At 52.9% G+C, this 22,511-nt stretch carries 22 protein-coding genes; 16 read left to right on the top strand and 6 right to left on the bottom strand.

Translation table 11 applies throughout. The features are described 5' to 3' along the window. Positions 1 to 16 precede the first annotated feature (16 nt). The gene (locus tag JYE49_RS02035) at positions 17 to 1,087 is read right to left on the bottom strand and encodes a DUF4003 family protein (protein WP_093955824.1); all 1,071 of its coding nucleotides are present in this window, start codon (positions 1,085 to 1,087) and stop codon (positions 17 to 19) included. Between the two features lie 475 nt (positions 1,088 to 1,562). Between JYE49_RS02035 and JYE49_RS02040 the strand changes: the two genes are divergently transcribed. From JYE49_RS02040 to JYE49_RS02065, 6 genes are all read left to right on the top strand, one after another. After that, positions 1,563 to 3,290, top strand: coding sequence for a proline--tRNA ligase (locus tag JYE49_RS02040; protein ID WP_093955825.1), 1,728 nt, complete (start codon positions 1,563 to 1,565; stop codon positions 3,288 to 3,290). 163 nt (positions 3,291 to 3,453) lie between these two features. Continuing rightward, entirely contained in the window at positions 3,454 to 4,785 is a 1,332-nt protein-coding gene (locus JYE49_RS02045) for a TrkH family potassium uptake protein (RefSeq protein WP_283399275.1), read from the top strand. A gap of 12 nt (positions 4,786 to 4,797) precedes the next feature. Continuing rightward, positions 4,798 to 5,445 carry a potassium channel family protein gene (locus JYE49_RS02050; RefSeq protein WP_093955826.1) on the top strand — a complete coding sequence of 216 codons (648 nt, stop codon included), beginning with the start codon at positions 4,798 to 4,800 and terminating at the stop codon, positions 5,443 to 5,445. A gap of 33 nt (positions 5,446 to 5,478) precedes the next feature. After that, on the top strand, positions 5,479 to 5,679 hold the full coding sequence (locus JYE49_RS02055; protein WP_179217154.1) for a hypothetical protein: 201 nt from the start codon (positions 5,479 to 5,481) through the stop codon (positions 5,677 to 5,679). After that, positions 5,612 to 7,579 (top strand): ATP-binding protein, encoded by a 1,968-nt coding sequence (locus JYE49_RS02060; protein WP_179217155.1) that lies wholly within the window; start codon positions 5,612 to 5,614, stop codon positions 7,577 to 7,579. Before JYE49_RS02055 ends, JYE49_RS02060 begins: the two co-directional genes overlap by 68 nt. Beyond that, the gene (locus JYE49_RS02065; RefSeq protein WP_093955828.1) at positions 7,572 to 8,276 is read left to right on the top strand and encodes a response regulator; all 705 of its coding nucleotides are present in this window, start codon (positions 7,572 to 7,574) and stop codon (positions 8,274 to 8,276) included. Before JYE49_RS02060 ends, JYE49_RS02065 begins: the two co-directional genes overlap by 8 nt. Positions 8,277 to 8,312: 36 nt before the next feature. Here the strand turns inward: JYE49_RS02065 and JYE49_RS02070 are convergent, their stop codons facing one another. Beyond that, complete coding sequence (locus tag JYE49_RS02070) at positions 8,313 to 8,786, bottom strand: NUDIX domain-containing protein (protein ID WP_283399276.1); 474 nt, start codon at positions 8,784 to 8,786, stop codon at positions 8,313 to 8,315. A 161-nt stretch (positions 8,787 to 8,947) separates the two neighbouring features. On the opposite strand from JYE49_RS02070, the gene JYE49_RS02075 reads away from it, so the two are divergent. Beyond that, the gene (locus JYE49_RS02075) at positions 8,948 to 9,490 is read left to right on the top strand and encodes a flavodoxin family protein (RefSeq protein ID WP_093955829.1); all 543 of its coding nucleotides are present in this window, start codon (positions 8,948 to 8,950) and stop codon (positions 9,488 to 9,490) included. Between the two features lie 8 nt (positions 9,491 to 9,498). Here JYE49_RS02075 and JYE49_RS02080 read toward each other — a convergent pair whose 3' ends face one another. Genes JYE49_RS02080 through JYE49_RS02095 form a run of 4 tightly spaced genes read right to left on the bottom strand, consistent with a single transcriptional unit; the run spans position 9,499 to position 11,805 of the window. Beyond that, complete coding sequence (locus JYE49_RS02080) at positions 9,499 to 9,909, bottom strand: GNAT family N-acetyltransferase (protein WP_179217156.1); 411 nt, start codon at positions 9,907 to 9,909, stop codon at positions 9,499 to 9,501. A gap of 24 nt (positions 9,910 to 9,933) precedes the next feature. Continuing rightward, positions 9,934 to 10,458 carry a P-loop nucleotide/nucleoside kinase family protein gene (locus JYE49_RS02085; RefSeq protein WP_093955831.1) on the bottom strand — a complete coding sequence of 175 codons (525 nt, stop codon included), beginning with the start codon at positions 10,456 to 10,458 and terminating at the stop codon, positions 9,934 to 9,936. Positions 10,459 to 10,477: 19 nt separating this feature from the next. After that, positions 10,478 to 11,080: an AAA family ATPase gene (locus JYE49_RS02090; protein ID WP_093955832.1), complete on the bottom strand. Its 603-nt coding sequence runs from the start codon at positions 11,078 to 11,080 to the stop codon at positions 10,478 to 10,480. A 32-nt stretch (positions 11,081 to 11,112) separates the two neighbouring features. Beyond that, positions 11,113 to 11,805, bottom strand: coding sequence for a 2-phosphosulfolactate phosphatase (locus JYE49_RS02095; protein ID WP_093955833.1), 693 nt, complete (start codon positions 11,803 to 11,805; stop codon positions 11,113 to 11,115). 248 nt (positions 11,806 to 12,053) lie between these two features. On the opposite strand from JYE49_RS02095, the gene JYE49_RS02100 reads away from it, so the two are divergent. The 9 genes from JYE49_RS02100 (at position 12,054) to JYE49_RS02145 (ending at position 22,230) form a co-directional block, all read left to right on the top strand. Continuing rightward, a complete protein-coding gene (locus JYE49_RS02100) occupies positions 12,054 to 13,154 on the top strand; it encodes an alpha/beta hydrolase family protein (RefSeq protein WP_283399277.1) in 1,101 nt (366 codons plus the stop codon). Between the two features lie 411 nt (positions 13,155 to 13,565). After that, complete coding sequence (locus tag JYE49_RS02105) at positions 13,566 to 14,231, top strand: YczE/YyaS/YitT family protein (protein ID WP_093955834.1); 666 nt, start codon at positions 13,566 to 13,568, stop codon at positions 14,229 to 14,231. A 3-nt stretch (positions 14,232 to 14,234) separates the two neighbouring features. Continuing rightward, on the top strand, positions 14,235 to 15,644 hold the full coding sequence (locus JYE49_RS02110; protein WP_093955835.1) for an SUR7/PalI family protein: 1,410 nt from the start codon (positions 14,235 to 14,237) through the stop codon (positions 15,642 to 15,644). A gap of 148 nt (positions 15,645 to 15,792) precedes the next feature. Beyond that, complete coding sequence (locus tag JYE49_RS02115) at positions 15,793 to 16,506, top strand: NUDIX hydrolase (protein WP_093955836.1); 714 nt, start codon at positions 15,793 to 15,795, stop codon at positions 16,504 to 16,506. Between the two features lie 4 nt (positions 16,507 to 16,510). Further along, positions 16,511 to 17,047: a cysteine hydrolase family protein gene (locus tag JYE49_RS02120; RefSeq protein WP_093955837.1), complete on the top strand. Its 537-nt coding sequence runs from the start codon at positions 16,511 to 16,513 to the stop codon at positions 17,045 to 17,047. A gap of 24 nt (positions 17,048 to 17,071) precedes the next feature. Further along, positions 17,072 to 17,860 (top strand): NAD(+) synthase, encoded by a 789-nt coding sequence (nadE, locus tag JYE49_RS02125; protein WP_093955838.1) that lies wholly within the window; start codon positions 17,072 to 17,074, stop codon positions 17,858 to 17,860. Further along, a complete protein-coding gene (pncB, locus tag JYE49_RS02135; RefSeq protein WP_093955839.1) occupies positions 17,857 to 19,662 on the top strand; it encodes a nicotinate phosphoribosyltransferase in 1,806 nt (601 codons plus the stop codon). Before nadE ends, pncB begins: the two co-directional genes overlap by 4 nt. A gap of 172 nt (positions 19,663 to 19,834) precedes the next feature. After that, positions 19,835 to 20,572 carry an ABC transporter ATP-binding protein gene (locus JYE49_RS02140; protein WP_093955840.1) on the top strand — a complete coding sequence of 246 codons (738 nt, stop codon included), beginning with the start codon at positions 19,835 to 19,837 and terminating at the stop codon, positions 20,570 to 20,572. Then, on the top strand, positions 20,569 to 22,230 hold the full coding sequence (locus JYE49_RS02145) for a putative ABC transporter permease subunit (protein WP_093955841.1): 1,662 nt from the start codon (positions 20,569 to 20,571) through the stop codon (positions 22,228 to 22,230). Before JYE49_RS02140 ends, JYE49_RS02145 begins: the two co-directional genes overlap by 4 nt. The last annotated feature ends 281 nt before the right edge of the window (positions 22,231 to 22,511 follow it).

A 22,511-nucleotide genomic window follows, 5' to 3' on the forward strand; every position in this document is an offset into this window, starting at 1 on the left:
TCCTTTGTTCAATTTGTTATTCTTCCGGCTGCTTTTGCGCATCGGATTTGTTGTCTGTTTCGACCTTGGTCTCGTTTTTTCCTTCATGAGACGCGGCAACCATCTTAAGCAACGCTTCCACAACATGGACAGCAAAGGAGAAACGGGAGGCCTGCTGCTTGGCAAACAGCATGTCCAGGGTATTGGTCATCAGGGTGACGTTCACCTGATCCGTGCCTTGATACTGATCGGATACGATCATCACAGCATGCAAGGCGCGCTTTTTCAGTTCGTCCTCTTTAGTGCCGTAGCCTTTCTGGTCTTTAAGGAACTCATCCGCTTCCTTAATTTCTTCCACCAGGGTTGGAATGGGAGTATCCGAGATGGACAGGGCGGCCAGCGGAGCCAGTTCGTCAGCATGGCCGTACTTGATTTCCGCTTCCGTCAGGGCGTCATACAGATCATTCAGCCGCTGTGCTTTTTCCTCCGGCAGGCCGCCAGTCATGGAAAAAACCTGGGCGGCGGTCTGGGAGGCGCCGCTGTTGGAGAAGTGCTTTTTAAGGGCCAGGTAGCCGGCTTCCACTTCCGCAATCAGTTCATCTTCTGATTTGCCGGAGAACGCCATGAGCATCGCAAAGAAGCTGTCTGTTTTATTTGTGAGGATACGGTGCTTCTGATTCATCCGGCGGTAAATCTGTTTGCCGCGGAGGGCTGCTTCTTCCGTCAGGGCCTGATCTGCCAGGTCGGCAAGCAGGAACGCGGTCAGCACCAGATACTCCGTGCCCTTGAAATGCCGTTTCAGCAGATTGAAATAATCATTGGCGAGAACCATCCGCTCTTCCGGTTTTTCCACCAGGGAGAGCATGCTGGCCAGGATGGAACGAACCTTTTTACTCCGGAATTTGGAAAAGTGACCCGTGTGCTTTTTGATGACTTCACGGCATTTCTTCAGGCGGTCAGCATCCGCTATCTTTCCACAGGCACAGAATACGTTGGCACATACGGTATAAAGGTCATTGCTGTCCCATTTGAAAACTTTTCCAACGGTATCCCGGTTTGCAATGTAGTCCGCGCAGAGTTTTTCCAGTTCCGGCTTCATATTCTTCATTCCTTTTCTTTTATTCTGAACAATTATCTGAAATTATAGCATACAGCAACCCGGAAGATGTAACTTATGTTGTTCTTAATTCGGACATTCATGTCAGAAACCACTGAAGGCAGATAAGTTGCTGAAGGGTTAAAGGGAGCCCAGACAACAGCCGGAAGGCCTGATTTATAAAACATCTTGCATATTTGCCCAATCCTTTATATAATGAATGCCGTACGATGAAGGAGAAGGCTCCGCGGGGGATTTCCAGAGAGCGCATCCAAGGCTGAAAGGTGCGTATTCACCGGCGAACAGGCCGCCCGTCTCCAGAGTGTGCGGAAGTAAGCGCCGATGAGGTGAAATTCCGCCGGGTGCTCCCGATACAGAGCAGAGAGATGACGGCATTTGCCGTCAAGCAAGGTGGTACCGCGAAGCATCAGCCTCGTCCCTGCACAGGGACAGGCTGTTTTTATGTGAAGTACTGGGAGGTCATTTTATGAAGGTCAGAAATCTCGTATCCAAGCGTTTCAAGGAAACTCCTGCGGACTGTCAGATTGCCAGCCAGGCACTGATGATGCGCGGCGGCTACATCAAGCCCGTGGGCAACGGCATCTTTACGCTGTTTCCCATCACCAAGCGTATCACCGCGAAGATCGAAAACATCATCCGCCAGGAGATGAACCGCATCGACGGACAGGAAGTGCTGTTCCCGGTCACCATGCCCGCAGATATGTGGCGCAAGTCCGGCCGGTATGATTCCATCGGCTCTGAGCTGCTGCGGTTCAAAGACCGTTCCGGCGGAGATATGGTGCTTGGTATGACCCACGAGGAAGCTTCCGTCCAGCTGATGACGGACGTGGCTGACTCCTATACCCAGTATCCGTTCATGATCTACCAGATCCAGACGAAGTTCCGGGATGAACCCCGCTGCCGCGGCGGCCTGATCCGCGTGCGCGAGTTCACCATGAAGGACGCCTACTCCTTCCACACCTCCCAGGAAGACCTGGAGCAGTACTATATGCGCTGCTACGAAGCCTACAACCGCATCTACGCCCGCTGCGGCGTGCCGGAGGTTGTGGCGGTGGCCAGCGACAGCGGCATGATGGGCGGCAAGGTGAGCCATGAATACATGCTGCTGACCGATGTGGGCGAAGACACCATTGTGCTGTGCCATGACTGCGACTACCGTGCCAACATGGAAGCGGCTCCCTGCCTGCTGAACAATGAGCCCGGTGAGATTGCTCCGCTGGAAAAGGTGGACACCCCCAACGTCAAGACCATTGAAGACCTGTGTGCCTTCCTGAAGATCAAGCCCCAGCAGACCTGCAAGGCTGTGATGTACCAGCGCAACGTGGACGATTCCTTCGTGATCGTGTTTGTCCGCGGCGACCTGGACGTGAACGAGACCAAGCTGCGCAACTACCTGAAGGCTGAAGTGCATCCCGCCGTCGTGACCGAAGACAGCGGCATCCATGCCGGCTTCACCGGACCGATGGGCCTGCCGGAAGGCACGACCGTTGTATATGACAGCTCCCTGAAGGGCATCGAGTGGCTGGCCACCGGCGCCTGCGAGGAGGATAAGCACTACATCGGCTTCAACATCGCCCGGGATATCGGCGAAGTTGAATACGTGGACGTGGCCAAGGCCTTTGACGGCGGTATCTGCCCGGTATGCGGCAAGCCCTCCATCTACACCAGCCGCGGTATTGAAGTGGGTAACATCTTCCAGCTGGGCACCAAGTACACCGAGTCCATGGATATGACCTATGTGGACCAGGATGGCAGCCTGAAGCATCCCATCATGGGCTGCTACGGTATCGGCGTAGGCCGCCTGGCTGCTTCCGTCTGCGAAGCACATCACGATGATTACGGCCCCGTCTGGCCCATGAGTATCGCTCCCTGGCACGTGCAGATCTGCTCCCTGAGAGCCGACCAGCCGGAAGTGATCGAGATGAGCCAGAAGCTGTATGACGCCCTGACTGCCCGCGGCGTTGAAGTACTGTGGGATGACCGCAGCGTTTCCGCCGGCGTCATGTTCTCCGACGCTGACCTGTTTGGCGTGCCGCTGCGCGTGGTTGTCAGCCCGAAGGGCCTCCAGAACGGCACCATCGAAATTGCGACCCGTGACAAGTCCATGAAGGAGCTTGTGCCGGTGAATGAAGCTGAAGACTTCGTGGTCCGTTTCGTTGAGGACGCTCTGGCGAAACTGGAGTGCAAGCTGTAATCCTATCAAGTTTAATAAGCCTGTCTGAAAAGACAGGCTTTTTGTATCCTGGAACACTGAATAATATCTGTCTTAATACTATCTTTATAAAGCGCAGAAGATTCTAATGCGATGCTTATAACGTCTCCATTACCATAAATATGGTAATGGAGGGAGGCTTTTCGTGAGAATCTGGGGAAATCATCGGATCACAACTTTCCAGATTATCGCTCTGGGATTTTTTTTGATTATCATGGTCGGGACGCTGCTGCTGATGCTCCCGATTTCCAGCAAGCAACCGGGCGGAGCTTGCTTTTCAGACTGTGTATTTACGGCAACTTCGGCCGTCTGCGTGACCGGACTGGTCGTACGGGATACAGTCAGTCACTGGTCCGTGTTCGGACAGGCGGTTATCCTGATGCTGATTCAGATCGGCGGAATGGGTGTGGTTACCGCAGCTCTTACATTGGCTTTTATTTCCGGCCGCAGAATCGGACTGATGCAGCGGAGCGTGATGCAGGAAGCTATCTCCGCACCGCAGGTTGGCGGCATTGTAAAACTGACACGCTTTATTGTCCTGACATCGCTGAGTATTGAACTGATTGGCGCTCTGCTGCTGATGCCGGTTTTTATTCCGGAATTCGGATGGAGACGGGGAATCTGGTTTTCGGTATTCCATGCAATATCCGCTTTCTGTAATGCCGGATTTGACCTGATGGGCGTACATGGCGCCTATTCTTCCATGACAACCTATGTTCAGAATGTGCTGGTCAATGTTGTGCTGATGCTGCTGATTACCATTGGCGGTATCGGGTTCCTGGTATGGAACGACGTGAAGGAACATCGTTTCCGCCTGAAACAATACCGCCTGCAGAGCAAGATTGCGCTGACGGCATCCGGCGTGATGATCCTGATCCCGTTCCTGTGGCTGTGCTTCTCTGAAATGAAACAGATGCCGTTCGGAGAAAGAATTCTGCCGTCCCTGTTCCAGTCGGTGACACTGCGGACGGCAGGCTTTAACACCATGGAGCTGAACAGCGTCGGCGGAGGCAGCCAGGCGCTTATGATCCTGTGGATGCTGATCGGCGGATCCCCCGGATCAACTGCCGGCGGTATGAAAACCACCACGGGCGCGGTGCTGCTGCTGACGGCGATTGCGATCTTCCGGAGGAAAGACCATATTACCTGCTTCGGACGGCGTATCGGTGATGACGCGGTACGGAACGCGGTGGCACTGATGATTATGTACTTTTCGCTGTTCTTTGCCGGCGGAATGATTATCAGCAAGCTGGAAACACTTCCGCTGAGAAGCTGTCTTTTTGAAACGGCATCCGCACTCGGAACAGTCGGTCTGAGCCTGGGCATTACGACCCGGATCGGTGACCTTTCAAGGCTGATTCTGGTGGTGCTGATGTTCATGGGCAGGGTGGGCGGCCTGACGCTGATCTACGCGACACAGTCGATCCGGAAATCCACCGGGTGTTCGCTGCCCATGGAGAAAGTTACGGTTGGATAAAAGGAGAAGAAAATGAAATCTGTATTGCTGATCGGACTGGGACGGTTTGGCCGCGGCGTCGCGGAGAAACTGTATGAGCTTCATCACCAGGTGCTTGCTGTGGACAAGAGCGAAGAAAGGGTCAACGAGATTCTTCCGCTTGTGACGGATGCGCAGATCGGAGATGCTACCAGTGAAACCTTCCTTCGTTCGCTTGGTGTTGATAATTTTGACGTCTGTATTGTGACCATAGGAGAGGATTTCCAGAGCTCCCTGGAGACCACCTCACTGCTGAAGGAACTGGGAGCCAGGAAAGTGGTATCCCGTGCCTCAAGGGAAGTGCATAAAAAATTCCTCCTGCGGAACGGAGCAGACGACGTTGTATATCCGGAAGGACAGCTGGCTGCCTGGACCGCGATCCGCCATACCACAGAGCATGTGCTGGATTATATCGCGCTGGACAGCGAGTATGCCATTTATGATCTTTCAGTGCCGGCGGAATGGCACGGCAAGACAGTCGGCGGGCTGGATATCCGCAGGAAATACAACCTGAACATCCTGGCAGTCAGAGGAGACGGACAGCCGAGCATGGTGGTTACCGGCGACACGATGCTGCAGGAAAACCAGACCATCCTTGTGCTCGGCAAATGGAAAGATATTCAGAAGTGTTTCAGGATCTGACCGTATTTCCTTCAGGAAGGGGAGGAATGAACGATGAAGGACTGGATTATACTCCTGATACTTGCCGTCTTTGGTATAATAGGGTATGTGGTGATGGGACGGATTGACAAATCCATTGACCGCCACATACCCGACAATGATGAAGAAGAGCAGGAGAAGAAAACCGATGAGCCTTCAGAAGACGGAAAATCAAAACGCTCGCATTCTGGTATGTCTCTCTTCCTCCATTTCTAATGTAAAAGTAATCCATGCTGCATCCAAAATTACAGCAGCCTTTCACGGGACGCTGATCGCCCTGTTTGTGGAGACGCCTGCCTACGCGCTCATGTCAGACGAGGACAGGAAGCGTCTCCGCAGCAATATGAACCTGGCTGAAAAGCTGGGAGCTACGCTGGAAACAGTGACGGGCGACGACGTTCCTTATCAGATTGCGGAGTTTGCCAGGGTTTCGGATATTTCCAGCATCGTTATCGGCCAGACCAATACGGTGGGCGGACTGCTGCGGCGAAAGAAATCCCTGACAGACCGGCTGATGACCTACGCACCGGACCTGGATTATTTCATCATCCCGGATTACGGCACAAAGGTTTATATGGCACGGAAACAGCCGGAACGGAACCGGAAGCGCCTGCTGACAGACAGCGCGATCTTCGTCGCGTCCATGCTGGTCAGCACAGCCATCGGTTTTCTGTTTTCCCATCTGGGATTTACAGATGCCAACATCATCATGGTCTACCTGCTGGGATTGCTGGTTGTTTCCATATCCACCACCCACCGGGCATACAGCATGGTCTGGGCAGTGATCAGTGTGCTGCTGTTTGACCTGCTGTTTACCACGCCGAAGTTCACATTCTATGCCTATGGAACAGGATATCCCGTAACCTTCCTGATTATGCTGGCGGCGGCCTTTACGATCAGCACCCTGGCGATCAGGCTGAAGCAGAATGCCGGGCAATCCGCCAAGGCGGCCCAGCGGATGAGCGTTGTACTGGAAACAGACCGGCAGCTGACAAAGGCAAAATCCATGGAGGAAATCCTTTCCGTGCTGGCCAACCAGCTGACAAAGCTGCTGGACAGAAGCCTGATCATCTATCCGGCGGAAAACGATACGCTGGGGGATCCGATTTTCTATCCCGCTGCAGGAGATACAGTGCCATACCGAACCAATGAAGAAAAACAAGCGGTTGAATGGGCTTTTGCGCATCATAAACGCGCGGGAGCCACAACAGAAGTCTTTCCCAAAACAGATTATCTGTATTACAGCATGCGGGTCCTGGAGCATGCTTACGGTGTTGTCGGCGTAGCGGTGCATGATACCCCGCTGGATGCTTCGGAACAGAGTGTGCTGGCTTCCGTTGTGGGAGAATGCTCCCTGGCATTGGAGAATGCCCGGAACGCACGGGAAAAAGAAGAAACCATGGTGCTGGCAGAAAACGAGCGCCTGCGCGCTAATCTGCTGCGCGCGGTATCACATGACCTGCGCACGCCGCTGACCTCCATTATGGGCAACGCCGACAGCCTGATGGCCTGCGGAGATACGCTGGACGCGAAAACCCGCGGGCAGCTGTATAACGACATCTACCAGGATGCCCAATGGCTGACCGGTATGGTGGAGAACCTGCTTTCCGCCAGCCGGATGAAGGAAGGAAAGCTGAACCTGAAGATGACAACCGAGCTGATGGATGATATGATCAGTGAAGCTGTCACACACCTGAGCAGGCAGCTGAAACCTTATACCCTGAACAGAAGCCAGTCTGATGAGCTGCTGTTTGTGAAAGCGGACGCGCGGCTCCTGGTGCAGGTTGTGATCAACCTGCTGGATAATGCCATCAAATATGCTCCAGAAGGATCAACGATCTGGATTGATACCCTGGCACGGGACGGGAATGTGGTTGTACGGATTGCTGACAACGGACCGGGAATACCGGACGACCAAAAGGATCATATTTTTGATCTTTTCTACTCGAGCGGCAATCCGACAGGAGACAGCCGGCGGGGACTGGGTATCGGGCTTGCCCTGTGCCAGTCCATTATCAAGGCGCATAACGGAACCATTACCGTTATGGATCATGAACCGCAGGGAGCCGTGTTTGAATTTGCGCTGCCGAGGGACGAGGTGAACCTGAATGAATAAACCACTGATCCTGATTGTTGAGGATGACGCGCCGATCCGCAACCTGATTTCCGTGACGCTGGAAGCTCATGAATACAGGCATATTACAGCAGGAAACGCCGGAACGGCCATTATGGAGGCAACATCTCATAATCCGGATATCATGCTGCTGGACCTGGGCCTGCCGGATATGGACGGCGTGGAAGTGATCCGGAAGATCCGGAGCTGGTCCAATATGCCCATCATTGTTATCAGTGCCCGCAGTGACGATACGGACAAGATCGAAGCCCTGGATGCCGGCGCGGATGACTACCTGACCAAGCCGTTCTCCGTAGATGAGCTGTTGGCCAGGCTGCGGGTGACGATCCGGCGGCTGAACCAGACAAAGACTGACAATGCCGACAGCCCTGTTTTCGTGAACGGCAGCCTGAAGATTGATTTCGCCTCCGGGTGCGCTTATGTGTCGGATGAAGAACTGCACCTGACGCCGATTGAGTACAAGCTCCTTTGCGTGCTGGCCAGAAACTGCGGCAAGGTGCTGACGCATAAATACATCACGCAGCAGATCTGGGGCGCCTCCTGGGAGAACAATGTGGCCTCCCTGCGGGTGTTTATGGCAACCCTGCGCAAAAAACTGGAAGTATCGCCGGACGCATCCATGCTGATCCAAACCCACGTCGGTATCGGATACCGGATGCTCAGAATTACGGATAATTAAGAAAAGGCACCCGCTCAGGTGCCTTTTGCTATAGGTTTATGACTGCTGCGTATACAGATAACCGGGATGACTTGTCTGGTAGGGAGTAAGTTCAAACCCTGTTCCGGACAGCGTACATTCAATCATTGTTTTTGTCAGGCCGGGGACCGTGTCATCCTTCAGGGCTTCGGTGGTATCCATCCAGACAACCTCACTGTTTTCATCTCCATCAGACCTGGCTTCACCTTCCACATATTCCACGGCAAAGACGGCGTACCAGTCCTTTGCGTTGAACCGCATGCCGATGAGGCGGCCGGCTTTGACACGGACGCCGGTTTCCTCCAGATACTCCCGAATGAGAGCTTCTTCCGGAACTTCGCCATATTTCACGTAGCCGCCGGGGATGATCAGCCTGCCGTTGCCGCTTCCATAAGTATGGCGTGCGAGCAGCACTTTGCCGTCCTTTATACAGACACCGGCAACCGATTGGCTCCAGTTGGTGTTGTTAATCTCTTCCTGCGTCATAGCCATTGTACTGCCTCCTAACGTTCTGAAATCTTGTCAGCCAGCATAGCAGAAAACAACCGCACAGTCAAAGAGAAAGAAACAATGATGATTAATATTGCGAAAAAAAGTATAATCCTGCATAATACGGATTATGATTCCAGCCTGAAACAATAAGGAGCCGGCAAATGAAAACCTGCATTATCTCTTTCAGCTCAAGGGGAAACGGTAACTGCGCACAGATCGGAAAACTGATCCGGTCCTTGTCTGAGGAAGCTGTGTTGTTTCAGTTTTCGAATTTTGAGATTCATGCCTGCGGGAAATGCGGATATGAATGCTTCGCAGACCGCAGCAAGTGCCCGTATTACAGCGATATGGAATACCGGCTGCTGGACGCGGTTACAAATAGTGACCTGACTTACTTCATCCTGCCGAATTACTGCGATTATCCCTGCGCCAACTATTTCGTTTTTAACGAAAGAAGCCAGTGCTATTTCCAGGGCCATCCTGAACTGCTGGAAGCTTATGAGAAGGTTTCCAAACGCGCAATCGTTGTAAGCAATACAAATGAGGATAATTTCAAAACCGCACTGGCCTATCAGTCATACAAGGAGCCGGATGTCCTGTTTCTGTCCGCAAAGAAATACGGGAAGGTCAGTATCCGCGGCGACTTGCTGACAGACGAAAACGCCGTCAGAGATGTGACGGCGTTTGTGAGAAAACCATTGTAATTCACAAATTAACGTTTATATCTCATAGAGACGCAGGTTTCAGTAAATCCGCAGCTTTTCCAGAAGGACAGGCCCCTCTCGTTCCAGGGTAGTACGTCGATATCTACGGTATCGAGCCCGAGGTGTGCCATGAGCTCCCGGAAAGCCTGCTTTCCTTTGTGCTGCCTGCGATACGGCCTGTCGATATAGAACTGCCGAAGGTAAACCGGATCAGAAGTGTGTCGGATCAGCGCATATCCGATGATTTCGTCCTGCTCTGAAAAGAAATAAGCAGAATAATCGCTGGACAGGAAACCGGCCATCCGGTTCTGCAGTTCTTCAACGCTCATGGGGTTATCGCTCTGCTCATCCTCGATGAGCATTTTGTTCATGGCTGCCAGGCGGGGAGTATCTTCCATGCCGCATTTGATGATTTTCATAATAGACTCCATAAAACGAACTGATTAATCCAGAAGGGAATGGATGATCTGCTCATAATCCGAATCAATGAGAACCGGCTGCTCGCCTGCACGCGCGCAGCCTTCCCTGTATGCCCGGTTTTCCGCACGCACCCGGTCAATTGTACAGGCGGAGTCTTCTCCCCGGCATTCGACTTCTGACGCATAGCCTTTGATGGCTTCAAAATGAGCATCAATGTACGAATCCGTCATAGCCAGGCAGATATAACGGATATACGGCAGATATTCTTCGCTAAAGTCCTGACGCCAGTTAAAGGGGATATAGCAGCCTTCCACAATGAGATTCTGCACGTTTTCAACGGCAGTTTTGATCATCTCCCGGACAATCGGCCAGAGATAAGCGGTGAGCTCGTCATCATCCTCCGGGGTGAGGGCAGAGTTTCCGCTGCGGATGAGGCCCATTTTCAGATGGTCAATGGACAGATAGGGATACTTGTATTTTTCCAGCATTCGCTGTGCCAGAACGGTTTTCCCGGTGTGGGACGCACCCGTGATTATAATGATTGCCATATCGTACTCTTCCTGATTTTCAGACGCCGAAGCGATATTCTTTTTCTTCCTTATCGTTTGCTTTGAGATCAAATGTGCTGATGACCCGGTCCGCAACTTCGTCCGGATCCAGATTCGTGTTATCAATCTTCAGATGGTTTTCAAACCAGGTTTCGCCTTCGTCTGAGTTCAGTTTATACTGTTGATCGCTCCTGAGGATATCGGCCCTGCTCCAGGCAACATCACGCTTGGATGCTTTGCGCTCCATCCTGTGCGGCGTCTCATTCCGGGCCAGCCTGATTTCCAGATTGGCACTGAGTTCGACAAAAATGAAGCGGCCGCCGCTTTCCTCAAACTGACGCTGCAGGCTTGTCAGGTATTCCCGTTCTTCCGGCTCGTTAAACGCGCAGACATACGTGAAGATCAGGTCCACATTGTGTTTTACGGCCAGTGAAAAGACTTTTTCCCGGATATCCTCATTGAGCTCCCTCTGTGCAGGCGTGGCAAAGCCAAAGATCCTGTCTGACAGCTCAATGCTGTCATGATTCATCATCATGTTATATTTCAGTTTATCCCTCAGGCTTTCCGCCACCGTCATTTTTCCGACAGCCTGGGGTCCGCAAACAATGATCAGATTAGCCATATATATTCTCCATCTCTGTATATTTCATTAAATCAAAAATCGGTTTTGACCGAAACCAATCCGTCATCAGTGCTCTCAATCCGGATGACGAAACTGAATCTGTTCCGGTCTATGCACATCCAGAAATCTTTCTCCGGGAAAACATCCTGAAGATCAGGATCAAAGAAGTGCCTGCCGCCGCCTGCGCGAAGCGTCTGCAGCCGTTCATCAATATCCGGCATATCTTCCCCGGTCAGCAGGCTTCGCAGATAGAGCGCACAGAGCTCATCTTCCTCCGCGGGGGCCAGGCCCTCCTTACCCATGCAGACAAGGGTGACGGTTTCCGGGTTTCGCTGACGGATATAGCCGGCGATGGCCTGCGCATTTACAAAACTGCCTGTCAGGATTTCTTCCGCATGGACAGCATTGGTTACGCCCTGAGTTCCGGCACTGGTGGTATGAATGATCCGCTTTCCCCGGATGGCTTCCGGGTTAACCGTGGAAGGGGAGTTTCCGAAATCAAAACCGTCCAGTTTCCTGCCGTGACGTTCTCCGATCAGCACAGCTTCCGGATCTTTTTCACGCCAGGAAAGCGCATCCCCAATTGCACCGACGGGGCGGATCTCTTTCGCACCCATGGCATAAAGCCAGCATTCCAGGGAGAAGGCGCGGAACACGTCAATGATGACAACCAGGCCTTCCGCCTGCTTTGCGCCCTCAATCAGATGGTTAATCCTGATCTCCACACTTTCACCCCCGCTGACGACATGCGATACGGATTATTTGACACATCATACCAAGTTCTGTGTGTCCCGTCAAAAAATACCATAAAGAAACAATGAAATGCAGTACTTTTACATGTTATTACGCAACGAGTGAGATGAAGTCACATAAGAATACTGGGTTTTATGGTATAATTCAAACAGTACAAAGCGCAAAACAGAAGACAAAGACACAAGACAGAGGACCAAATACAGGGAAGGAGCTGTATGGGGTGAAGAAAAAGATGCCTGTCAGGAAAAAGATCCTGATTGTCCTGGCCTGTGTGCTGGTCCTGGTGATTGCGGGTGCCTGGATCCTGACGGAAGTGGAATGCGGCCGCTTCTTTGGCAGGCGCTATGAAACCGATAAGCTGACAAGGCAACGCGCAGAGTTCTATGACGGACTTGAGCGGACACAGTATATCTTCCCTTCTGATAAAGGACAGAAACTGACAGGGTATCTGTATTCTTCAGGGACAGACCAGAAAGGCATTATCATCTTTGCCCACGGGTACGGCGGCGGACAGAGCTATTATATGAACTGCGCGGATTATTTCGCGAAGCATGGCTATTATGTATTTGCTTTTGACGCTACGGGAAGTGAAGAGAGCGAGGGAGAATCCACCCGGGGACTGCCGCAGGGCATGATTGACCTGTCATACGCGATATCATTTGTGGAAGAAAGCGGCAATTTCCCGCAGCTGCCCATCGCACTGTTCGGCCACAGCTGGGGCGGATACTGCGTGAGCGCTGTGCTGACACTTCATCCCGAGGTGGAAGCCGTGGTCGCCTGTTCCGGCTACAACGATTCGCTGGGCATATTCATTTCTGAAGGAAAGGCCATCGCGGGGCCGGCGGTTTACCTGACGCTGCCTTTCCTGAGACTGCATGATTATATTAAGTTCGGGAAGTATTCCACCATTACAGCTGAAGACGGCTTCAACAATACCGACGCCCGGATTATGATTGTCCACAGTACGGACGACAAAGTGGTACCGGCTGAGATCGGATATGACATCTATTACCGGAACCATAAGGATGATCCGCGTTTCTCCTTTATCTGCTATGAAGATAAAGGACACCGGTACTTCCATGAGGTTACGCCCTATGTGAAAGAAACGGATGAAGCTTATCAGCAATGGCTGGAAACGCTTGACTATGATTATAATGACAAGGCGAACGCTGAACGGCTGGAAAAGGATCGGGAAAAGTATTACCAGGAGAACGTGGACGTGAAGAAATACTGGGAAAACAGGCTGAATAGGGAGCTGTTAGACAAACTGCTGGAATTTTATGACAGCAGTTTGTCTAACAAAATTAATACTGAAAACTGAAAACTTAAAACTTAAAAATGGTAGAGGAAACCGCTTCCGGAGGGAAGCGGTTTCTTCGATGAAAAGGAATAGTCTTTTGCTTCGCAAAAGAATGATATGTTGCTGCGCAACATGATATATTTGCTTAATGCAAATATGATAGATTCACCTAAAGGCGAATATGATATTTTTGACTTCGTCAAAAGTGATGATAGTGTTTTGGGCTGGTGTGTACATTGGGTAAAGGGTAATAAATGAATAGTGATGAGTGAAAAGTGAAGAGTTTGCCGTTTTCTTCCCTGCCGCATTGCGGCAGGGAAGAAAAACGTTGGATCAGGCTTTATATATGTGTGATCAGAAGCGGGATAGGCAGAGGAGGCGAGGGTGTGATATAATGCTCGCTGTATTCGGGATACAGGGAGAGAGAACGATATGCGGAAAAAGATTGTTGTACAGTGGGGAAGAATCATACTCGGCCTGCTGGTGTTTGCCTTTGGCGTTCATCTGACGATCTTTGCCAATATCGGACTGGCTCCCTGGGACTGTCTCGGAATGGGAATTGCGAAGCATACACCGCTGAATTACGGCCTTTCCATGACGGTTATGGCGCTGATTATCCTGGGAATCGACCTGCTGCTGAAGGAGCGGATCGGTTTCGGAACTATTATTGACGCGCTGCTGACCGGCAATTTTGTGCAGATGTTCAACGACCTGAATCCGCTGGCAGAGAACAAAAGCACCTGGCTCGGCATTCTGATCATGCTTACCGGTTTTGTGTTTATGGCCCTGGGTATGTGGATCTATATGAAGGGGGAACAGTGCTGCGGACCGCGGGATTCCCTGCTGGTCGGCCTGGGCAAAAGGCTTCCGAAGGTGCCGATCGGCATTGTGGAAGTTATGCTCTGGGCAGCGGTGCTGCTGGCCGGCTGGCTGCTTGGCGGACCGATCGGTATCGGAACGCTGATCAGCACCTTCGGTGCCGGCATTGTGATGCAGCTGGTGTATAACCTGCTGAAGTTTGAACCCCGGCAGATCCGGCACAGGGACGCACTGAACACAATACGGATTCTTGTTTCCTCACGAACAGAAGGAGTATGAAAAATGAAAAAACTGCTCATAAGCCTGACCGCATTGATGCTGGTGCTGTTTGTCTGCATTTCCGTAATGGCGGAGAACAGCAGCCCTGCGACGCAACTGTATGATTCCCTTGTGCAGACACTGTTCCATACGGACAACATCACACTGACCGGCACGGCGAAATTCTCCCTGGACGGGGTGTGGTTCAAAACCGCAAAGATCACCCTGAAGCAGGACGGAAACCGGACCTTCAGGGAACTGTCGCTCAGAGGCCCCAAACGGGACGGAACGGTCCAGAAGAACGGTTATACCATTGTTACAGACGGTACTGCGCTCTACCTGATGGAGGCCGTTACTCCCGGTGTTTACAGAACAGGCGGAACGGCAGAGCATACCTCGCTGCTCCGCAATTCCCTCGAGACAGAACAGCTGATCGGCCTGGGCAGGGCCCTGGTGGGTCAGGCAGACCTGTTCCTGGGTGCCGATGCCGTGACGGAAACACGGGAAGGCGACATTCGCTTTGAGCTGAAGGACAATGTACCGGATCTGTTCAATGCCATGGTGAACAATATCTTCCAGTTTGCGGGAAGACGGTACTTTGATGAGGACTTCGACTGCTATTCCATGGAGAATAGCGCGAGAATCGATGATTATGAAACGGTCACCCGCGGCATTCTTTACACCGCCCGGACTGTATCACTGAAGGAAGCGTCTGTTACGCTGAAACGGTACGGGAACGGTGTTATGCAATACCTGGAAGGCGATATTGCCCTGAACGTGGAAAACGACGGGGAAGGCATGCGGCAGGTGGACGTCTCATTCCAGGTGAATGTGAAAGACGTGGATAAAACGACCGTGAAGCGGTTTGCACCGGATGATTACGGCGTTGTTTCAGAGTATGAAATGGCAGCCGAAGAACCGAGATTTTTTGACGACTCAGACCTGAACGGACCTGAACTGCAGGCACTGAATACCCTGACCAGCGCAGGCTTTGACAAGAACACGATCGTCTACATGGCATACTACAACAAAGCAGAGGAAGGATATGAAGTCAGTTTCGGAGGCGCGGAAGGATGGGAAGAGACCTTCCTGATTTCCGCAGATGAAAAGCTGACGGAAATGATCCCGGCAAGCTCCGAATGGCAGAACGGTTCTGAGGATCAGTTTACCTACAATCCGGAACCGGACAAAGAAATGGATGAACAAGCCCTGGAGTTCGTGAACTCCTTTATCCAGGGAGTGAATCCGGACCTGTCGAAAAGCCTGAAGGAACTGAAAACGGACTGGCTGTATAAACGATACGACCATGTATACGCACAGTACACCGGGAAAACGCAGGATGAAAACAGCAGCGTCGTGACCGTTGTGGTGAGGATCAGCCCGGATCTCCGGGTTGAATCCTTCTCCTGCAGATCGGACACCACGATCCAGTGAGCCGGAAACCTTATATACCAACAGGCCGCAAGGCCTGTTTTTTTGCACTCTCAAAGAATTATAGTAAAAATGACAAAAAATACTTGACAAATACAGCAAAGGTGTATATTTTAATTATAGTCAAACAGACCATAAAGGAGAGATGAGGATGCATGATTCACTGAAAGAAGGTCAGCTGTATGTGACGGTGGATATGATGATCCTCACGGTGCGGGAAGGGAAGCTGAACCTGCTGCTGTCCCAGAGGAAAGATAAACCCTATGCCGGACAGTGGGCTCTGCCGGGACGGTTTGTCGGGCTGGACGAATCAGCAGAGACAACGGTTCATAAACTGTTGGAGGAGATGCTGCCGGTAAAGGACGCGTTCCTGGAACAGCTTTACACCTTCTCAGAAGTTAACCGGGATCCCCGGGGCCGGGTGATCTCCACCGCCTACCTGGTGATTATCCCCTGGAACAGGCTGGAAACGCTGTTTGAAGAAGCACGGATTCCCTTCAGCCGGTTTGAAATATCCGGAGAAGCGGACTGGCTGCGGCTGAAAGGAACGGACGGAACAATCCTGACCGGCGGAGACCTGGCTTTCGACCACGGACGGATTATCGGGACGGGCGTACAGCGCCTGCAGGGCAAGATTGACTACACCGAGGTCGGATTCCGGTTCCTGAATGACCGGAACGCGTTTTCCCTGGGAGAACTGCAGACCGTGTTTGAAGCGGTACTCGGAAAGCAGCTGGACAAAAGCAATTTCCGCCGTACGATCAAAGCCCGGTATGAAGACACCGGAAAGATGACACTGACAGACCGGGAAGGCAGGAAGAGCAGAGGACGGCCGTCCCTGCTTTACCAACTGAAGGGAGAATAAAACCATGAAAGACAGAAAGATACTGGTTGCAGTGGACCTGCAGAATGACTTTATAGACGGCGCCCTGGGCACAAAGGAAGCGGAAGCGATTGTACCCGCCGCGGCAGCAAGGATCAGGGAATGGCGGGAAGACGGAGCGGAAATCTTTGCCACCCTGGATACCCATGAAGAAAACTACGCTGAAACCCAGGAAGGAAAGCGGCTCCCGGTGGCACACTGCATCCGGGGGACAGAAGGCTGGCAGCTGAATCCGGTCATCCGGGAAGCACTTGGAGACTGTATCCTGGTGGAGAAACCCACTTTCGGCAGCATCCGCCTGCCGGAACTGATCCGGGAAAAGATCGGGGACGGAAAAGGCGCGACAATTGAGCTGATTGGTCTTTGCACGGATATCTGTGTGGTTTCCAACGCATTGCTGCTGAAGGCAGCATTCCCGGAAGCAACGATCCAGGTCAGCAGCGGCTGCTGCGCCGGTGTGACGCCGGAAAAGCACAAAGCGGCGCTGGAAACCATGGCAAGCTGCCAGATCGATATCCTGTAATCAACCTCAAGGAGGAACCGATATATGAAAGCTTATGAGTTTGACGCGGAAAAAGTACGGGACCGGCTGGTGGAGCTGATCCGGGAAACGGCGGAGCGGCAAGGCTTCAGCCGCGTGGTGATCGGCATTTCCGGCGGCAAGGATTCCACGGTGACCGCGGCGCTGTGCGCCCGGGCACTGGGCAAGGAAAACGTATATGGTGTGATGCTGCCAGACGGGGAACAGAAGGATATCAGCGATAGCCGGAAAGTCTGCGAATCACTGGGTATTCAGCAGCGGACAGTGAATATCGGGGCGATGCATAAAGCCCTGAAGGAAGTGACCGACCAGAACGGATCTGTGGCGGCGGAAGGAGAATTTTCTGTGGCTTACAGCCGGGCGGCAGATATCAATGTGGGACCGCGCCTGCGGATGACAACGCTGCGCTATATCGCCCAGGCCCTGGATGCCAGACTGGCGGGTACAGGCAACCTGAGCGAGGCCACAACCGGTTACTGCACCAAGGACGGCGATACCTCCTGCGACTTTGCCGTGCTGGGAAAACTGACCAGCGTTGAGGTGGTTGAGGTCGGCAAGACCATGGCGGAGCTGCCGCGGGATCTGGTGGAAAAGACGCCCAGCGACGGCCTGAGCGGCAAGAGCGACGAGGAAAACATGGGACTGAAGTACGCGGATATCCACCTCTACCTGCGGGAAGGTACCTGCGGCAATCCGGAAATCGATGAAAAAATCCGCAGAAGGGAAGCGGCCAACATGCACAAGCGGCGGATGCCGCTGATCCTGGACCCCTTCGGAAAGGACGGAGAACAATGAAAAAGGCACTGGCATTTTTCGGAGCATTTAATCCCCCTACCACAGCACACCTGGAGCTGGCCCGCTACGCGCTGGAGCAGACAGGCCGCGAAACTGTTGTGTTTGTACCGTCCCGGTCGGCCTATATCAGGGAAGAACAGGGAAAGGACTACGCCTATTCTGACCGTGCCCGCCTGGCGATGCTCCGGGCAGCCCGTGAAAAGCGGCCGTGGATGGCGGTCACTGACTATGAGCTGACGCTGGATCATCAGCCCCGGTCCTATGAGACCCTTTGCCGCCTGAAAGAAGAGGGATATGACGCCGCCCTGCTGATGGGTTCCGACAAACTGACGGAACTGGAAACAAATTGGAAGTATGTGCGGGAGATTGCTGAGGAATTCGGCATTGTCTGCATGGAACGGGCAGGAGATGACTGCGGAGAGATTATCCGTGGCAGCGCGTTCCTGACGGAGCTGATGCCCTATATCACCGTGCTGAAAACACCGGAGGAAACAAAGAATATCTCCTCCACACAGGTGCGGGAACTGATTACCCGCGGTGAGACTCCCGAGGGGCTGGTGCCGGGTGAAATTCTCGGCCTGCTGGGTACGGAACGGAAAGAGCACGCAATGAAGCTGGATCCGATCATCACCTCCCTGCTGGATACCGACCTGTACAAGTTCAACATGGACCAGGTGATCTTCCATAAGCACACGGACCTGAGCGGCGAATACTATTTCCGCTGCAGGAATGAGGGGATTGTTTTTACTCCTGAGATGTTTGAGGAAATCAACGCCCAGATTGACCACCTGTGTTCGCTGACTTTCACGAAGGAGGAACTGGACTATCTGCGGTCCATCCGCTTCCTGAAGAGTGACTATGTGGAATTCCTGCGGCTGTGGCGGCCGATCCGGGATTATGTGGAGACGCGGCTGACCAAGGACGGAACATTGAAGATTACTGTGCGCGGGCCGCTGTTCTCCGCCATGCAGTTTGAGATTTACCTGCTGGAGATCGTCAATGAAGTCTATTTCCGCCTGAAGTATGATTACAATGCACTGAGGAAGTCGGCGGAGGAACGGCTGGATGAGAAGATCAAAGCCTTCCAGACCGGAAAATACACCTTCAGCTTTGCTGAGTTCGGCTGCCGCCGCCGTCTATCCCGGGAATGGGAAGACGAAGTGGTCCGTCGCCTGGCCACGGAGACAAAGAACTGCGTGGGTACCTCCAACGTCATGCTGGCAAAGAAATACGGTCTGAAGCCCATCGGGACCTATGCCCATGAGTTTGTACAGATGTACCAGGGCATTGACTCCATTCCGCTGGCGTATACAAACCATTATGCCCTGGAAGACTGGTATGACGAGTACCGCGGCGACAACGGAACGGCACTGACCGATACCGTGACCACGGACCTGTTCCTGCTGGACTTCAACCGGGCGATGGTGAACAACTTCACCGGTGTGCGCCATGACAGCGGTGATCCCTATGAGTGGGGCGAAAAGATGATTGCCCACTACAAGAAGTACGGGGCGGATCCGAAGACGAAGCTGCTGCTGTTCAGCGACAGTCTTGATTTTGACCGGGCCCAGGCGCTGTATGATTACTTTAAAGACCGGGCAAAGGTGTCGTTTGGCATCGGTACGTTCTGCTCCAACGATACCAGTGAGGAAGCACTGAATATTGTTATCAAGCTGCAGACGGTGAACGGACGGGCGGTTGCAAAACTGTCCGATTCGGCCGGAAAAACCATGTGCCGGGACGACGAGTATATGGAGTATCTGGAACGCTCCGTCGCGTTCCGCCTGAACCGCGAAAAATAAGGAAATACAGGCCCAAAGACGCTGTTGAGAAAATAGCGTCTTTTTTTATCCGCGGGCAGAAAAATAGGTACGGATATATCTCTTATGATTGCATTTTTTTTCCAAACACAGTATGCTATCATCTGATACGTAAAAAACAAGCAAGGGCGGTGAAACCGCCGGAGGAGGACACATGATTGAGATTCAGAACGTAACCAAAACGTACTCGAAGAATAATAAAAAGGCCGTGGACAACCTGTCCCTGAGTGTAAAAGGCGGTGAGCTGTTCGGCTTTATCGGGCCGAACGGCGCCGGCAAAACCACCACGATCAAAATGCTGACCGGCGTGCTGAAGCCCGATGAAGGCTCCATCACCATGGCGGGACACCGGATGGATTCCGAGCGCCTGGAGGCCCAGCGCCTGATCGGCTTTGTGCCGGACGGAAACGATCTGTATGACCGGTTGTCCGGTATGGAATACCTGAACTTTATGGCGGATATTTACCAGGTGAGCGCTTCCCGCCGGAAGGCCCACATTGAAAAATACCTGCACATCTTTGAACTGGAAGACGCCATCAACAGCCAGGTGCGCACATATTCCAAGGGTATGAAGCAGAAGCTGGTCGTGATCGGCGCCCTGATCCACAATCCTCCGATCTGGATCCTGGACGAGCCCCTGGGCGGCCTGGATCCCCGGGCAGCTCACCTGCTGAAGGAAGAGATGATCCGTCATTGCAACGAGGGAAATACTGTGTTCTTCTCCACCCACGTGCTGGAAGTTGCTGAAAAGCTGTGCACCCGCATCGGCGTGATCGATCACGGCACCCTGCGTGCTCAGGGCACCCTGGAAGAACTGCGTTCCGGTGAAAAGAGCGCCAGCCTGGAAGACCTGTTCCTGCAGCTGACCGATGACGGAGGAGACAACGAATGAAAAGCTTTATGGCACTGCTGCGGCTGCAGCTGCTGTCCAGATACGCGGACATGAAACCGCGTAACCTGAAGACGGCGCTGAAGGAAAAGAAAGGCCGCACCATTGGAATGATCATCGCGGTCATTTTCGCGATTGCATATCTCGGCGGTATGCTTTTCTATCTTGAAACTCAGATGATCGACATCCTGATCAGGCTTCACATGCCTGAAATGCTGGTGACCCTGGCGGTGGTCCTTGCCACCACGGGTACGCTGATCATGGCGTTCTTCTTCACTCTGAGCGTTTTGTACCTTGGCCGTGACGCGACTTATCTGGCATCGCTGCCCATTAAGCCCCGGACGCTGCTGAGCGCCAAACTGACCCAGGTGTGGATTTCTGAAACCTGCATTGACGCGCTGCTGATCCTGCCTGCCTGTATTCTTTACGGCGTGAAGACCGGCGCTGAAGCGCTCTTCTACGTCCGGATGGTTGTGGTCTGGCTGCTGATTGCTATTCTGCCGATCTGCCTGATTGCTTTCCTGTCCAGCCTGCTGATCCGTCTTTCCGCTCTGTGGAAGCACCGTGAAACGATTATGACCGTCGGCGGTATAGTACTGCTGATTGGTTATATGTTCCTGATGTCGAACCTTGGCGGCATGACCGGCAGCAGCACCACGGACGGTGGAGCGATGATGGAAAGCTTCGTGACAGGAAGTGCCAGCCGGTTCGCCGGCCTGACGAAGATGTTCCCGCCTGCTGAATGGGCTGCCGAAGGCATGCTGGGCCAGAACAACCAGATGTTCCTTGTATGGATCCTGGTTTCCCTGGCGGCTCCGGTCGTCACGGTATGGCTGCTGGGCTACAGCTACCGCAAGCTGTCCATGATGCAGTCTGAGACACCCGGCGGAAAGAAGAAAAAGTTTACCGGACGGGAATCCTTCACGGCCGGCGGCCAGCTGAAGGCCTGCATCCTGCGGGAGTTCAAGACGATCCTGCGGGTGCCGTCTTACGCGACCAATATCCTGCCGATCTGCTTTATGCCGCTGATGATGGTCATCATCTTCAGCGTTTCTATCGGCAAAGCCGGTGAAAGCCTCAGCGGGCTGTTCCAGAGTATGCATCCCGCCCTGATCATGGGCATACTGGCGGCGATGATGGCCTATATGGCGGGCATGAATCCCGCGCTTTCCACCGCGGTAACGCGGGAAGGTAAAGGCCATGATTTCCTGACGGCTCTGCCGGTGCCGACCATGACCTTTATCCGCGCGAAATTCATCGTGGGCTACGGATTCGGAGCGGCCGGTGTGATCGCTGCTTCAATCGCCCTGCTGATTATGTATCCGGGCGTGGAACTGCAGGTTATCATGGCGCTTGTGCTGTGCCTGCTGTTCAGCTATGTGAACTGCGCCCTGGCCCTGAGCCGGGATATCAAAAAGCCCAAGCTGGACTGGGTGACAGAGCAGGAAGCTGTGAAGCAGAACTTCGGTGTGATGATCTCCATGTTCGTTTCCTGGGGTATCCTGATTGCCCTGGCGGCCCTGACCTACGTCCTGATTGACAAGCTTCACTTGGAGCTGCTGCCGATCTTCGGAATCCTTGCGGGTGCCCTGGTGATCCTGGCCATCGCAGCACATGCGATCATGAAAAATAATGCGGAGAAGTATTACTGCGCTGGTTAAACAAAAAGAGGCGAAAGCCTCTTTTTGTTTTAATGAAAAATGAAAACTTAAAACTTTGCGATCGCCGTATTCCATTTCTGCATCGTCATAGACTCGCAGAAATGGACGGCTGTAGCATGGGAGGCATATACCGCATCTTCAATCGTCGTGACTTCCCACTGGGAAGATCACTCGTTTCAGATGACCTCAGCTCTGACGAGATTTCTGCCACCGGCAGTCATCAGAGCTTCGCCCGTGCTAAAGCACGGATGCCTCCTCAATAACTTAAAAATGATATAGTG

The organism is Aristaeella hokkaidonensis, from assembly GCF_018128945.1.
Classification (GTDB): Bacteria; Bacillota; Clostridia; order Christensenellales; family Aristaeellaceae; genus Aristaeella; species Aristaeella hokkaidonensis.

Excerpts from the sequence above, each read along its gene's own strand:
- JYE49_RS02035 (WP_093955824.1), bottom strand. The coding sequence starts at position 1,087 with ATGAAGAATATGAAGCCGGAACTGGAAAAACTCTGCGCGGACTACATT.
- JYE49_RS02040 (WP_093955825.1), top strand. The coding sequence starts at position 1,563 with ATGAAGGTCAGAAATCTCGTATCCAAGCGTTTCAAGGAAACTCCTGCG.
- JYE49_RS02050 (WP_093955826.1), top strand. The coding sequence starts at position 4,798 with ATGAAATCTGTATTGCTGATCGGACTGGGACGGTTTGGCCGCGGCGTC.
- JYE49_RS02055 (WP_179217154.1), top strand. The coding sequence starts at position 5,479 with ATGAAGGACTGGATTATACTCCTGATACTTGCCGTCTTTGGTATAATA.
- JYE49_RS02060 (WP_179217155.1), top strand. The coding sequence starts at position 5,612 with ATGAGCCTTCAGAAGACGGAAAATCAAAACGCTCGCATTCTGGTATGT.
- JYE49_RS02065 (WP_093955828.1), top strand. The coding sequence starts at position 7,572 with ATGAATAAACCACTGATCCTGATTGTTGAGGATGACGCGCCGATCCGC.
- JYE49_RS02070 (WP_283399276.1), bottom strand. The coding sequence starts at position 8,786 with ATGGCTATGACGCAGGAAGAGATTAACAACACCAACTGGAGCCAATCG.
- JYE49_RS02075 (WP_093955829.1), top strand. The coding sequence starts at position 8,948 with ATGAAAACCTGCATTATCTCTTTCAGCTCAAGGGGAAACGGTAACTGC.
- JYE49_RS02080 (WP_179217156.1), bottom strand. The coding sequence starts at position 9,909 with ATGAAAATCATCAAATGCGGCATGGAAGATACTCCCCGCCTGGCAGCC.
- JYE49_RS02085 (WP_093955831.1), bottom strand. The coding sequence starts at position 10,458 with ATGGCAATCATTATAATCACGGGTGCGTCCCACACCGGGAAAACCGTT.
- JYE49_RS02090 (WP_093955832.1), bottom strand. The coding sequence starts at position 11,080 with ATGGCTAATCTGATCATTGTTTGCGGACCCCAGGCTGTCGGAAAAATG.
- JYE49_RS02105 (WP_093955834.1), top strand. The coding sequence starts at position 13,566 with ATGCGGAAAAAGATTGTTGTACAGTGGGGAAGAATCATACTCGGCCTG.
- JYE49_RS02110 (WP_093955835.1), top strand. The coding sequence starts at position 14,235 with ATGAAAAAACTGCTCATAAGCCTGACCGCATTGATGCTGGTGCTGTTT.
- JYE49_RS02115 (WP_093955836.1), top strand. The coding sequence starts at position 15,793 with ATGCATGATTCACTGAAAGAAGGTCAGCTGTATGTGACGGTGGATATG.
- JYE49_RS02120 (WP_093955837.1), top strand. The coding sequence starts at position 16,511 with ATGAAAGACAGAAAGATACTGGTTGCAGTGGACCTGCAGAATGACTTT.
- nadE (WP_093955838.1), top strand. The coding sequence starts at position 17,072 with ATGAAAGCTTATGAGTTTGACGCGGAAAAAGTACGGGACCGGCTGGTG.
- pncB (WP_093955839.1), top strand. The coding sequence starts at position 17,857 with ATGAAAAAGGCACTGGCATTTTTCGGAGCATTTAATCCCCCTACCACA.
- JYE49_RS02140 (WP_093955840.1), top strand. The coding sequence starts at position 19,835 with ATGATTGAGATTCAGAACGTAACCAAAACGTACTCGAAGAATAATAAA.
- JYE49_RS02145 (WP_093955841.1), top strand. The coding sequence starts at position 20,569 with ATGAAAAGCTTTATGGCACTGCTGCGGCTGCAGCTGCTGTCCAGATAC.